At 69.1% G+C, this 11964-nt stretch carries 11 protein-coding genes; 3 read left to right on the forward strand and 8 right to left on the reverse strand.

Annotated features, from left to right (window positions below; all coding sequences use genetic code 11):
* Window positions 1-23 precede the first annotated feature (23 nt).
* Window positions 24-551, reverse strand: a complete 528-nt coding sequence (locus tag ACNS88_RS08955; protein ID WP_435096089.1) for a redoxin domain-containing protein — start codon at window positions 549-551, stop codon at window positions 24-26.
* A gap of 158 nt (window positions 552-709) precedes the next feature.
* Here ACNS88_RS08955 and ACNS88_RS08960 point away from each other — a divergent pair, with 158 nt between their 5' ends.
* A complete protein-coding gene (locus ACNS88_RS08960) occupies window positions 710-1258 on the forward strand; it encodes a DedA family protein (RefSeq protein WP_435096092.1) in 549 nt (182 codons plus the stop codon).
* A 10-nt stretch (window positions 1259-1268) separates the two neighbouring features.
* Here ACNS88_RS08960 and ACNS88_RS08965 read toward each other — a convergent pair whose 3' ends face one another.
* From ACNS88_RS08965 to ACNS88_RS08975, 3 genes are all read right to left on the reverse strand, one after another.
* Complete coding sequence (locus ACNS88_RS08965; protein ID WP_435096095.1) at window positions 1269-3080, reverse strand: acyl-CoA carboxylase subunit beta; 1812 nt, start codon at window positions 3078-3080, stop codon at window positions 1269-1271.
* A 92-nt stretch (window positions 3081-3172) separates the two neighbouring features.
* Window positions 3173-4057, reverse strand: coding sequence for a class 1 fructose-bisphosphatase (locus ACNS88_RS08970; protein ID WP_435096098.1), 885 nt, complete (start codon window positions 4055-4057; stop codon window positions 3173-3175).
* Window positions 4057-4854: a class I fructose-bisphosphate aldolase gene (locus ACNS88_RS08975; RefSeq protein ID WP_435096101.1), complete on the reverse strand. Its 798-nt coding sequence runs from the start codon at window positions 4852-4854 to the stop codon at window positions 4057-4059. Before ACNS88_RS08975 ends, ACNS88_RS08970 begins: the two co-directional genes overlap by 1 nt.
* A 221-nt stretch (window positions 4855-5075) precedes the next feature.
* Between ACNS88_RS08975 and ACNS88_RS08980 the strand changes: the two genes are divergently transcribed.
* The gene (locus ACNS88_RS08980; protein ID WP_435096104.1) at window positions 5076-5933 is read left to right on the forward strand and encodes a 3-hydroxyacyl-CoA dehydrogenase family protein; all 858 of its coding nucleotides are present in this window, start codon (window positions 5076-5078) and stop codon (window positions 5931-5933) included.
* 6 nt (window positions 5934-5939) lie between these two features.
* Here the strand turns inward: ACNS88_RS08980 and ACNS88_RS08985 are convergent, their stop codons facing one another.
* From ACNS88_RS08985 to ACNS88_RS09000, 4 genes are all read right to left on the reverse strand, one after another.
* Window positions 5940-6623 carry a phosphate ABC transporter permease gene (locus ACNS88_RS08985; protein WP_435096107.1) on the reverse strand — a complete coding sequence of 228 codons (684 nt, stop codon included), beginning with the start codon at window positions 6621-6623 and terminating at the stop codon, window positions 5940-5942.
* Window positions 6624-6719: 96 nt separating this feature from the next.
* Window positions 6720-6998 carry a zinc ribbon domain-containing protein gene (locus ACNS88_RS08990; RefSeq protein ID WP_435096110.1) on the reverse strand — a complete coding sequence of 93 codons (279 nt, stop codon included), beginning with the start codon at window positions 6996-6998 and terminating at the stop codon, window positions 6720-6722.
* Window positions 6999-7100: 102 nt separating this feature from the next.
* Window positions 7101-8414: an MFS transporter gene (locus tag ACNS88_RS08995; protein WP_435096113.1), complete on the reverse strand. Its 1314-nt coding sequence runs from the start codon at window positions 8412-8414 to the stop codon at window positions 7101-7103.
* Window positions 8415-8521: 107 nt separating this feature from the next.
* Window positions 8522-10348 (reverse strand): PAS domain-containing protein, encoded by a 1827-nt coding sequence (locus ACNS88_RS09000; protein ID WP_435096116.1) that lies wholly within the window; start codon window positions 10346-10348, stop codon window positions 8522-8524.
* 168 nt (window positions 10349-10516) lie between these two features.
* On the opposite strand from ACNS88_RS09000, the gene ACNS88_RS09005 reads away from it, so the two are divergent.
* Window positions 10517-11911, forward strand: a complete 1395-nt coding sequence (locus tag ACNS88_RS09005; RefSeq protein ID WP_435096119.1) for a DNA polymerase Y family protein — start codon at window positions 10517-10519, stop codon at window positions 11909-11911.
* Window positions 11912-11964: the final 53 nt, after the last annotated feature.

An 11964-nucleotide genomic window follows, 5' to 3' on the forward strand; every position in this document is an offset into this window, starting at 1 on the left:
AGGGCGCGATCACAACGGCCCGTTCACCACGGTCCCTCGTAGTCCACCCGCGGCCGGTCGACGTCGACCCCGACCTCGCGGAGCGCCACGGTCGCGTTCTGCACGGGTGAGGGCGCCAAGCGGTCGAGCGCGTCGGTCGTCGCCTCGGCGAACCGGACGGTCCAATCGCTGTCGATCGCAACGACCGCACGGCGCGGGATATCCGAGTGGCCTTCCCACGAGTCGGCGAGGAGGTCGTACGACTCCGCGATGGCCCCGTGGAAGTCGGAGACGATCGGGAAGGAAAGATCGAACTGGTCGGCGTACGCGAACCCCGCGTACAGCGAGTCGCCGGTGAGCGCGACGACGGCGAGGTCGTTGCGGTCGTGCCAGCCCGCATCGCGGACCGCGGCGAACGCGGCGGTGCAGGTCGGGACGTAGTTCCCGGGCGCGAAGCAGAGCACGACCGCCTCGTAGCTGTCGACGAGCCGGAACAGCTCCAGCTCGATCGCGGTCCCTCCGGCGACCGCGGGCGCGATGAAGTCCGGGGCCTTGACGCCGACATCGATCATGGATGACACCTGCACGTGGAACTGATAAATACCCCATCCCCAGTCGCCCGGCTCCGATCAGAGACACCAAAACGCAAAAAAACTCGGTTAGCTACCGCTGTGGTACCCGAGAGCACTGTTCACGGAGTACCTTTAGGTGGTGGCAACCGAGGTGAGGCGTGATCGATTTTCACGCTGCGACCGCGCTCGCCCTCGCCGACAGCTACGGGGCCGTCGCGATCTTCGCCGTGTTCGCGCTCGAGGGCGCGCTCGTCGGGAAGGTGCTCCCAGCGCGGACGTTGTTCGTCGCGGCGGTCGTCGCCGTCGGCGTCGAGGCGGTCGCGGTGCTGCCGGTGTTCGCCGCGGCGGTGGTCGGCGCGACCGTCGGCCAGTCGGCCGTCTTCGTGGCCGTCCGCCGGTTCGACGTGGACCCCACGTCGCTCCCCCTCGTTCCGGTCGGCGAGAAGCGGCTCGACGGCGCGGGTCGCTGGTTCGAGCGATGGGGACTTCCGGCGGTGGCTGCCTCGAACGCGGTCCCCGGCACGCGCGGGTGGCTCGCCGTTCCGACCGCGAACGCCTCGTCCGTGTCGACGCCGCGGTTCGCCGCCGCGTCGCTGGTCGGCTCGGCCGCGTACGTCGGCGCGCTGCTGGGAATCGGCATCGCGGTGGCGCTCGGGTTCGGGGGCGCACTCGGGCTGCTCGGCGCCGAGGCGGTCGCGGCGCTGTAGTCCGGGGAGTTCACAGAATCGTCCCGTGTTTCTTGTCCGGCAGATCCTTCTCCACGTCCTCGTAAAACGCGAAGCGGGCGGCCAGTTCCTCACGGAGCGCCGACGGCGGAACGATCTCGTCGATGACGACCTCGCTCGCCATCCGGTGGATATCGATGTCCTCGCGGTACTCCTCGCGCAGGCGTTCCTCGGTCTCGGCGCGCTCCTCGGGGTCGTCGATCGCAGCGAGCTTCCGGGCGTACACCGCGTTGATCGCGGCCTCGGGACCCATGATCGCAATCTCGCCGGAGGGGAGGCCGATGACGCTCTCGGGGTCGTATGCGGGCCCGCCCATGGCGTAGATGCCCGCGCCGTACGCCTTCCGGACGACGACGGTCTGTTTCGGGACCGTCGCCGAGGAGGTGGCGTAGATCATCTTCTTCCCCTTCTCCAAGATGGCGTCCTTCTCGACCTGCGAGCCGGCCATAAAGCCGGGTGTGTCACAGAGGTACAGCAAGGGAATCTCGTAGGCGTCGCAGGTCCAGATGAACTCGGCGGCCTTCTCGGCCGCGTCCGGGAAGATGGCGCCCGAGCGGACCGCGGGGTCGTTGGCGACGACGCCGACGGGGCGCCCGTCGATACGGCAGAACGCCGTGACGATCTCCGGGCCGTACCCCTCCTTCAGCTCGAAGACGGACTCCGCGTCGGCGATCCGGTCGAGCAGGTCGCGCACGTCGTAGGGGCGGTTCGGGGACGCCGGGATCAGCTCGTCGATCCCCTCGGGCGAGAACTTCGGCGGCTTCGTCTCCTGTCGCGGGGGCTTCTCGCCGGCTTTGTCTGGGAGATAGCCGATCAGGTCGGCGACGAGCTCCCGGGCGTGCTCCTCGTCGCGGGCGACCAGATCCGCCGACCCCGACTCCTCGGCGTGGACCCGCGGGCCACCCAGATCGGCCATCTCGATCTCCTCGCCGGTGACCATCTTCACCATCCGCGGCGAGGCGATCGCCATCGCGGACATCTCCTCGACCATCACGGTGAAGTCGGCGAAGACGGGCGTGTAGGCGGCACCGGCGATACAGGGACCGTAGAGGACACAGATCTGCGGGACCGCGCCGGAGAGCATCGAGTGGTTGTAGTAGTATTTCCCGATCCCCTCGCGGTTGGCGAAGAAGCCGCTCTGCTGGTCGATCCGCCCGCCGGAAGAGTCCATCAGGTAGAGCACGGGCTTGCCCGTCTTCAGGGCGCGCTGTTGCATCCGGAGGAACTTCTCGACGCCCTTCGCCGCCATCGACCCCGCCTTCACGGTGAAGTCGTTGGCCATGAAGTGCACGTCGCGCCCTTCGAACTCGGCGGCGCCGGTGAGGAGGCCGTCGCCGGGGAGGCGGTCGCCACCGGGGTCGTTGCCCTCGCCGTCCTCGTCAACGGGCGCGTTCGGGTGCCAGTCGTCGAACGCGGCGAACGTCCCGTCCTCGAAGTGGAGGCCGGCCGGGTCGCCGTCAGCCGCGCTCGCGTCGGCCGCGCCGCGCGTCCCACCCTCGCCGCCGAACCAGAGGTCGAGCCGGTCGCGGACGAACAGCTTCCCCTGTTCGGGGAGCCGGGCGCGGTACTTCTCGGGACCCCCTTCCAGGATGTCGTCGATCTCAGCCTGGAGGTCGCGCTCCCGATCCGTGGGACCGAGGTCGTCGTCGAGGGGGTACTCGACCTCGGGGGGCGACGCGCTCGCCGCAGGCTCCGGGTCGTCGCCGACGTGGACGTCGACGTCGACGCCGAGGTGTTCCGCGAGCGACTTCGCGATCGCCTCGGCCTCCTCCGGCGTCGCCGCCGCGCCGACGTGAACGTTCATGGGCGCAAGATTTGCGGTAGATCCTAAACAGTTTTCCATGCGGGTTGGCGCCGGATCGGTGAGTCAGGGGCGGAGGGCCACGAACCGACCGATCAGTCCAACGCCGCCTTCAGTCGCTCGATCAGCCCCTCGTTGCCGACGTACAGCGGGACGCGGTCGTGAACCCCCTCGGGCTCGACATCGAGGATGTCGATCTTGCCGTCGGTCGCCGCCCCGCCGGCCCGCTCGATGATGTAGGCGATCGGGTTCGCCTCGAAGGAGAGCCGGAGCTTGCCCCTTGGCGCGTCGACGAGGGCGGGGTAGGCGAAGATCCCGCCGTAGGTGAGCACCTGGTTCACGTCGCCGACCATGGCGCCGCCGTACCGGAGCTTCAGCTCGTCTTCGATCTCGCGGGCGTAGGCGGTGAACTCGCCGGGCCAGTCCGGGACGCGCCCGCCGAACCCGTACACGAGCGGGTCATCGGGAAGCGTCAGGTCGTCCTCGACGACCGAGCGGGAGACGTCGTCGCCGTCGGATTCTACCTCGATCACCTCCTCGCGAACGCCGTTCTCGTCGGCGACGACCATCGTCGTGATCGGACCGTAGAGCACGTAGCCGGCGGCGACGAGGTCGCGTCCGGTGGCGGGGAGCGGGGCGTCGTACACGCCGACCACGGTCCCCATCGCGTTGTTCGACCGGAGGTTCGAGGAGCCGTCGAGGGGGTCGATCGCGACTGCGTACGCACCCTCGCCGACCCCGCCGCCGGCGTCGACGGCCGTCTCGCGCTCCTCGCTGACGAACGAGCCGACGCCGTCGACCGCGGTCAGCGCGTCCGCGAGCAGTTCGTCGGCGTACAGGTCGCCGGCCATCACGCTCTCGCCGGAGGCGTTCTCCGTCCCGCTCTCGACGCGCCGGCCGGGGAGCGCGGCTCGGATCTCGGGAGCCGTGGCCGCGACCGCGTCGAAGATCGCCTCGACGATCGGGTTAGTCTCCGTCATCAGTCGTCGGCGATCGCAATCGCTTCGTCCGGCTCGACCTCCTGGAAGACGACGGCCTCGAGCGCGTCGAGGATGCGCTCGGGGTCGTCGCGTTGGAAGACGTTCCGGCCGACTGCGAGCCCGGTCGCACCCGCGTCGATAGCGTTCGCGACGTTCCGGAGGAACGCCTTATCGTCGCGCATCGTCCCGCCGGACATCACGACGTTGGCGGGAGCGGCCATTTCGACCGCATACCCCATCGCCTCGGCGGAGCCGGGATATTTCACTTTCACCACGTCGGCGCCGAGCTCCAAGCCGAGCCGGGCCGCGTACGAGATCGTGTCGGGACTCCCGTCGTTGCGGAGTCCCTGTCCACGGGGGTACGACCACATGACCGCGGCCATGTCGTGTGCGCGAGCGCCCTCCTGTGCCTCGCGGAACTCCTCGGCCATCTCGATTTCGTGGTTCGAACCGCCGTACACGGTGAATCCGATCGCGTCAGCCCCCAGCCCGGCTGCGTACTCGGCCGTGCAGTTCACCGCGCTGTCGGGCTCGCCCATCCAGAGGTTCGAGGTCCCGTTGAGTTTCAACAGGAGATTTACGTCGTCCTCGTAATCCGGGTAGTACGCCTCGGCGAGCCCCTTCTGGACGGCCAGCGCGGTGACCGCCTCGTGAGTGGCGAGGTCGAATATCCGCTCGGGGTCTGCTGTGTCGGGATTCGGATCGAAATCAACCGGTCCGTGTTCGAGTCCATGGTCGTACGCCAAGATGAGCGACTTACCGTCCCGAGAGATGTTGTCGGCGGCGTGGGGAAGCATCAGTTCATACTCCCGTTACATCGGTAAAAAACACTATGGTCGTTCAAGCTCCCACACCGAGTTAGAGACCGCATATACGGCCCTCCTCGCCTGCTCTAACGACCGATCTATCACCACTATAATTACTACTCAAATAGTTAATTCTGCACACCCCTGGACGGAGCGCAAGCCGCGTCAGCGGAGTCGCAATACTTACCACCGCCGCCGCGACAGCGTCCCGCATGCGGCAACTATCCGAGATCGACGTCGTCGGCGTGGTGGGGGCCGGCACGATGGGCAACGGGATCGCGCAGGTCGCGGCGACGGCCGGCTACGAGGTCGTGATGCGCGACATCGAGCCGGAGTACGTCGAGCGCGGGCTCGAGGGGATCGACGACAGCCTCGCCCGGCTCGACCAGAAGGACCGACTCGACGAGGAGCCCGAGGCGATCCGCGACCGGATCGAGGGCACCACCGACCTCGACGCCCTCGCGGCCGCGGACGTGGTCGTCGAGGCCGCCGTCGAGGACCTCGACGTGAAGAAGGACATCTTCGCCGACCTCGACGACGTGACCGACGACGACGCGGTGCTCGCGACGAACACCTCCACGCTGTCTATCACGACCATCGCGAGCGCCACCGACCGCGCGAGCGACGTGATCGGGCTCCACTTCATGAACCCGGTGCCGATCATGGACGGCGTGGAGGTCGTCGTCGGGGAGCGCACGGCGGACGCTGTCGTCGACTTCGCGCACGCGCTCGCCGAGGACCTCGGCAAGGAGACGTGGGAGGCCGACGACAAGCCCGGCTTCGTCACGAACCGGATCCTGATGCCGTGGATCAACGAGGGCGTTCGCGCCTTCGACGAGGGCGTGGCCGACAAGGCGGACATCGACCGCGGGATGACGCTGGGCACGAACGTCCCGATGGGGCCGCTCGAACTCGCTGACCACATCGGGCTCGACGTGGTGTTAGACGCCAGCGAGACGCTCCACGCCGAACTCGGCGACCGCTACAAGCCGGCGTACCTCGTCAAGCGCAAGGTGGAGGCCGGCGACCTCGGAAAGAAGACGGGAGCGGGGTTCTACGAGTACGAGTGAGCGCGATCAGGCGCCCTCAGCGCCCTTGCCGTCCTTGTCGTTGCTCGCGGTCCACCGGCGGGCGCCGGGGAGCAGACCGACGAGTTTCGTCACGTAGCCGAACTTGAACAGCCCGAGCTGCGAGAGCGCACCGAGGGCGAACACGGCCAGGAACGCGGGCGCGCTCACGTCGAACAACAGCGGTTCGACCGACATCTGCGCGGTCGTCGCGTCCAGCGTCGCAGGGGTGATCGACCGCGACGCGAACGCCGCGCCGATAAAGGCCGTCGAGACGACGAGCGTCGTCCGGCTCAGCACGAATCCGAACAGCGCGCCGACCGCGACGCCGGCCAGCGTGGCGCCGACCAAGAGGAGAGTCCCCTCGATCCCGCCCGCGTCGGCCGCGTACATCGGTCCGACCGCGAACCGCCCGGCGAAGCCGCCGACGAGCCCGCCGATCGCGACGACCGCGAAGGAGAGCCCGGCGTACGCGATGAACCCGCCGACCGCGGCGCCGAGCGCAGCGGCCACGCCGGCCAGCACCAGCCCGTCGACCGCGATCAGCCCGGCGAGGCTCGGCGCGGCGAGATAGCCCGCGCCGGCGCCGACGAGGACCCCGGTCAGCGTGACGGCGTAGACGGAGACCGCGGCGCCGACGAACGCGAGGAGGAGCCCCGCGACGACGAGTCCGGCGGAGAGTGGCGTGATCATGCCGTGACGTGGAGCCCGACCGGACTTAAAAGGTCGCGAGACGAGAATGTCGGTAGCGGCGGAGTCGGACCGGCGCGCTTACCGTCCCTAACGCCCTCAGCGCCCCCGACGCCCGGCCTGTCGGTCGATGTACCGAGTGTAGCCGCCGACGGCGAGACCGAATCCCACCACGATCAGCCCGAGCCCGAGCACGCGGGTCGTCCCGAGCGTCATGAGCGCGAGAACGACGCCGATGACGAACGCGAACACGCCGGCGACGACGACGCCGACATCGAGGAGCGGCGACGGCTGGAGGGTCTCGCAGTGGGGACAGATCCGCGCGTCGCTCGGGATCGGCTCCCGGCAGTCGACGCAGTGGACGCGATCGCGGGACACGCGAGGGGGTTGGCACGTTGGCGACTTATAAGCGATCACGTGCCGGGCAGAGAACGCTTCCACAGACACAGCCTATCGCTTATAAAAATCTACTGCCCGCCGTCAGTCCGCTGCCGCGTCCGCTGGGTCGTCGTCCGTCTCGAGCGTCTCCTCCACCTGCGATACAACGGCCACGAGCGCGATCGCGGCGAGCGCGGCGCCGACGGCGAAGGGGACGACGAACCCGAAGCCGACGAGCCAGCCGGACGCCAGCGGCCCGACAGCGACCCCGAAGCCGAACCCCATCGTGAGCACCGACAGCGTCGTCCCGGACTGGCCTTCCTTCGCGAGGTCGCCGGCGAGCGCCAGCGACGGCGCGAACACGCACGCGACGGCGATTCCCTGCGCTAACCGGACGAGCACCATCACGGCCGATCCGGTGACGATCCCCTGCAAGAGCGTCGTCGGTACGAGCAGCGCGAACCCGGCCAAGAGGAAGGGCCGGCGCCCGATCCGGTCGCTGGCCTGTCCGATCGGCACCTGAAAGAGGACGTTCGCGACCGTGACCGCCCCGAACTGAAGGCCGAACCACACCGGCGGCTGGTCGAGCCGAGCGTTCAGCTGAGCTTGGAGGGTCGCGAACAGCGCGATGCAGATCCCCATCGCGACCGTCGCCAGCCCGAGTGCGAACACCGGGTCAAGCAGGTGCCGCTCCCCCCGGACGCGGATCGAGAGGTCGTCGCTCGCCTCGCTCGCCTCGGCCGCGTCGCGCACGAGGAGGAAGACGAGGGCGAAGCTGAGGTACGCGCCGGCACAGGCCGCCGCGAACGCGGCGTCGAACCCGTCGAGGACGGGGAGTCCGATCGCGGAGAGATCGTAGGGGCCTCGTTGGACGACGACGCCGGCGACGACCGGACCAAAGCCGAACCCGATCAGCCGGAACGTGTTGTACACGCCGAAGTTCCCGCCGCGGTCGGCGTCGCTCGCGGCGTACTCGTTGACCAGCGCGACCGTCGCCGGGATGATGAGCGCCGCGCCGAACCCCTGCGCCGCGCGGAGCGCGATCAGCTGCCAGTAGGCGTCCGCGATCGTGTAGAGCCCGCTGGCGGTCCCCAACAGGAGGATCCCGGCCAACACGAAGGGGCGGCGCGCGCCAGTCCGATCCGAGAGCCGGCCCGTGAGGGGTTGTGAAAGGCTGTTGAGAAAGCCGAACAGCGAGAGCACGAGCCCGATGAGCAGCGGCTCGGTCAGGGTCACCGAGGCCGCGCCGACGCCGACCGCCGTCCCGAGGAGCGACTCGATGTCGACCAAGTCGCTCGCGATGTACAGCGGCAGGACGACGATGAGAAAGGAGTTGCCGGCGGCGCCGACCATCCGAGCGAGCGCGAGCACGATCACTCGCCGGTCGGTGTCGGCGACGCCAGAGAGCAACCCCATCAGAATTAGGTTCACCCGCGAGCACAAAGGCGTTTGCGAACGCCGGGGATCGATCCGCTTTCGCTCCGCGGCGGCGGAGTGCGGTATCGCGGTTTCGACGCGAGAGGCTACTCCAGCGCCGAGGGGCGCTGGACGCCGCTGATCTCGAAGCGCGCGCCGCCGTCTGTCGCGTCGACCGCTTCGACGGTCCACCCGTGAGCCGTGGCGATCTCTTGGACGATCGCCAGCCCGAAGCCGGTGTTGCCGTCGGTCCCGCTCTCTCCCGGTTCGAAGAGGTTGTCGCGGATGGCTTCGGGTATTCCGGAGCCGTCATCCTCGACGTAGAACCCGTCAGGGAGGTCGCCGACGCGGATCTGCACGTCGTCGCCGGCGTGTTCCACGCTGTCGCCGGGCTCCGCCCGGCTGCCAGTGGAGCCGTGCTCCACGCTGTTGCAGACGAGGTTCTCGAACAGGTTCCGAAGCCGGTCCGGGTCGGCTAACACCTCGCCGTCGGCCTCGACCGACAGCGACGCCGAACCGGTGTCGACCGTCTCCCAGCCGTCGGCGGCGACCTCGGCGATCGCGACCGGCTTCGCGTCGCCGACAGTCTCGCCCTCGCGGGCGAGCGTGAGCGTGTGCCCGACGATCGTCTCGATCCGATCGAGCGCGTCGACCGCAGTGTCGAGGTGTTCGGAGTCGTCCGTCAGCTCCCGTGCCAGTTCGACTCTCCCCTGCGCGACGTTGAGCGGGTTTCGGAGGTCGTGCGAGACGATGCCCGCGAAGGCGTCGAGACGTTCATTCTGGCGCTCGAGCGCCGCCTCCCGTTGTTTGAACGCCGTGATATCCTCTTGGAAGCCGACCCACTCCGAGACCGCCCCGTCGCCGTCGTAGATCGGCGCGACGCTGACGCGGTTCCAGAACGGCGTGCCGTCCTTCCGGTAGTTCAACAGCTCGACGCTTGCCGACTCCTCGGCGTCGATCGCCTCACGGAGCTTCGTAACCGATTCCTCCTCGGTGTCCGCTCCCTGCAGGAACCGGCAGTTGACGCCGAGCGCGTCGTCGCGGTCGTAGCCGGTCATCTCGACGAACCGGTCGTTGACGTACACCATCGGGTTGTCCGGGAGGTCCGGGTCGGCGATCGTGATGCCGACGGGGGCCTCGTCGAGCGCGCGCGTCTTCGTCTCCAGCTCCTCGCGCCGCTCCGCCTCGTCCGAGACGTCGCGGAGGATCCCGACGCTCCCCTCGAACTTATCGCCCTCGTACGGAAGCGCGGCCATGTGGTCCCGGCAGGGGATCGGCTCTCCCTCCTTCGGGACGATGTCGACCGAGAAGTGCAGCACGTCGGGGCCGGAGCTCGAAAGGATCCGCCCGAGCCGGTCTTCGGCCTCGTCGACCGTCGCGTCGTCCTTGATGAGTCCCGGCTTGCTTCCGACGATCTCCTCGCGGTCGTAGCCGGTCAGCTCTGCAAACGGCTCGTTGACGAACTCGAACGTCCCCGTCTCGTCGACGACGTAGACGGGGTAGCCGAGCGCGTCGATGACGGTCGAGTACCGGTCCGCGATCTCGCGAGTCCGATGCTCTTCGACCGCCTGCTCGACCCGGTTCGCGAGCCGGCGGAGCTGCTCGGGACCTCCCTTCTGGAAATACCCGGTGACGCCCGCGTTGAGCGCCTGGCTGGCGATCTCCTCCGACCCCTTCCCGGTGTAGAGGACGAACGGGAGGCGTCGGTGCGCCGCGTGAACCGTCTCGAAGAGCTCCAACCCGTTTGTTCCGGGCATGTCGTAATCGCTGACGACGCAGTCGAACTCGTCCCCGTCGAGGGCGTCGAGCGCGGCCGACGGCTCCGTGACGCTCGTCACCGAGACGGACTCCAGCTCGCGTTCGAGGTACGCCTCCGTGAGGTCCAGCACGGAGGGGTCGTCGTCGACGTGCAACACGTCGATCCGTTTGGACATGGCATGGGTTTGAATCTCTCCAGATAAACGAATGTCGGCCTGAGTATCTCTCGCGAGAACTATCGGGTGTCGACGGCAGCGGTTGGAGGGTCGGCGTCGAAACGCTCGGGGTCCACTACCGCCGCGCGTGGCTGATTCTTAAGGGCGCGCGGCGCGGAGCCTCGGGCGATGGCGGGCGGCACGCTCCCCGGGACCGACACCGACGACACCGAGGGGAGCGACCGCGTCGTGTTCCACGTCGACATGGACTGCTTTTACGCCTCCTGTGAACGCCTGCGGCGGCCCGAGCTCGAAGGCGAGCCCCTCGTCGTCGGCATGGGGTACGAGGCGGGCGAGACGATCGGCGCGGTCGCGACCGCGAGCTACGAGGCCCGCGCGTTCGGCGTCGAGAGCGCGATGCCGATATCGGAAGCGCTCGACCTGCTCCCGCGACGGACGAACGCCGACCCCGACGACCCGGACGCGCCCGATCCCGACGAGGCGGGTCACTACCTCCCCGTCGAACTCGACTTTTATAAGGAGGTCGCGGGCGACGTGAAAGCCGTCCTCCGCGACTGCGCCGACGTGCTCCGCGAGGTGAGCGTCGACGAGGCGTACCTCGACGTCACCGATCGAACGGCGTGGGACGCCGCCGCCGGGGAGAGCGACGCGGCCGGCCCCGCCGAGGTCCGGACGCTGGCGGAGGGGTATGCCAGACACGTCAAAGAGCGCATCGAGCGCGAGGCCGGGGTGCCCGCGAGCGTCGGCGTCGCGCCGAACATGTCGACCGCGAAGGTCGCCAGCGACGCCGACAAGCCGGACGGGCTGGTCGTCGTGCCCCCGGGCGAGGTCGAGTCCTTCCTCGCGTCGCTGCCGACCGCCGACGTCCACGGCGTCGGCCCGGTGACAGAGCGGACGCTAGCAGAGTTGGGGATCGAGACTGCCGGTGACCTCGCCGCCGCCGACCCCGACCGGCTCGCCGACGAGCTGGGCGAGCGCGGTCGGGAGCTGTACCGACGCGCCCGCGGCGACGACAACCGGGAGGTCACGCCGACGGGACTCCCGAAGAGCCTCTCGCGGGAGTCGTCGCTGTCGGCGACGGCCGACGATGAGCGCAAGCGCGAGACGGTGCGCGCGCTGGCCGCAGACGTGGCCCGCCGCGCCCGCGAGCGAGGGTGTCTGTACCGCACCATCGGGATCAAGGCGGTCGAGCCCCCCTACGAGGTGAACACCCGCGCCCGGAGCCTCCCCGGGCCGGTCGACGACCCCGACCTCGTGGAGTCGGTGGCGCTGGACCTCCTCGACGAGTTCGCCGGCGACCGGGTCCGGAAGCTCGGGGTGCGCGTCTCGAAGCTCGACTTCGCCGAGAGCGATCAGGCGACACTCGGCGGGTTCGACGGGGGAGGGAGCAATGAACGCGACCTCGACCGGGGGTCCGAAACGCGGTCGGCCGCCACCGACGGCGACGGTGGAAAGCTCACCGATTGGGTCGATGGGGAGCCGGACGCCGCCGACGCAGACGACGAGGCGGAGGCCGACCGGCGCACCGCCGACGGCCAGGCGTCGCTGGGCGACTGGTCGTGAGCGCTCGCCCGACCGCTCCCGGAGTCCGTCGCCGGCACGTCACCGCCGAGTCC

This window comes from Halorubrum shenae (assembly GCF_051194165.1).
Classification (GTDB): Archaea; Halobacteriota; Halobacteria; order Halobacteriales; family Haloferacaceae; genus Halorubrum.

Bases quoted from the DNA above. Each gene is read 5' to 3' on its own strand.
- ACNS88_RS08985 (WP_435096107.1), bottom strand. From the start codon at position 6,623: ATGATCACGCCACTCTCCGCCGGACTCGTCGTCGCGGGGCTCCTCCTC.
- ACNS88_RS08975 (WP_435096101.1), bottom strand. From the start codon at position 4,854: ATGCTTCCCCACGCCGCCGACAACATCTCTCGGGACGGTAAGTCGCTC.
- ACNS88_RS08970 (WP_435096098.1), bottom strand. From the start codon at position 4,057: ATGACGGAGACTAACCCGATCGTCGAGGCGATCTTCGACGCGGTCGCG.
- ACNS88_RS08980 (WP_435096104.1), top strand. From the start codon at position 5,076: ATGCGGCAACTATCCGAGATCGACGTCGTCGGCGTGGTGGGGGCCGGC.
- ACNS88_RS08955 (WP_435096089.1), bottom strand. From the start codon at position 551: ATGATCGATGTCGGCGTCAAGGCCCCGGACTTCATCGCGCCCGCGGTC.
- ACNS88_RS09000 (WP_435096116.1), bottom strand. From the start codon at position 10,348: ATGTCCAAACGGATCGACGTGTTGCACGTCGACGACGACCCCTCCGTG.
- ACNS88_RS08995 (WP_435096113.1), bottom strand. From the start codon at position 8,414: ATGGGGTTGCTCTCTGGCGTCGCCGACACCGACCGGCGAGTGATCGTG.
- ACNS88_RS08965 (WP_435096095.1), bottom strand. From the start codon at position 3,080: ATGAACGTTCACGTCGGCGCGGCGGCGACGCCGGAGGAGGCCGAGGCG.
- ACNS88_RS09005 (WP_435096119.1), top strand. From the start codon at position 10,517: ATGGCGGGCGGCACGCTCCCCGGGACCGACACCGACGACACCGAGGGG.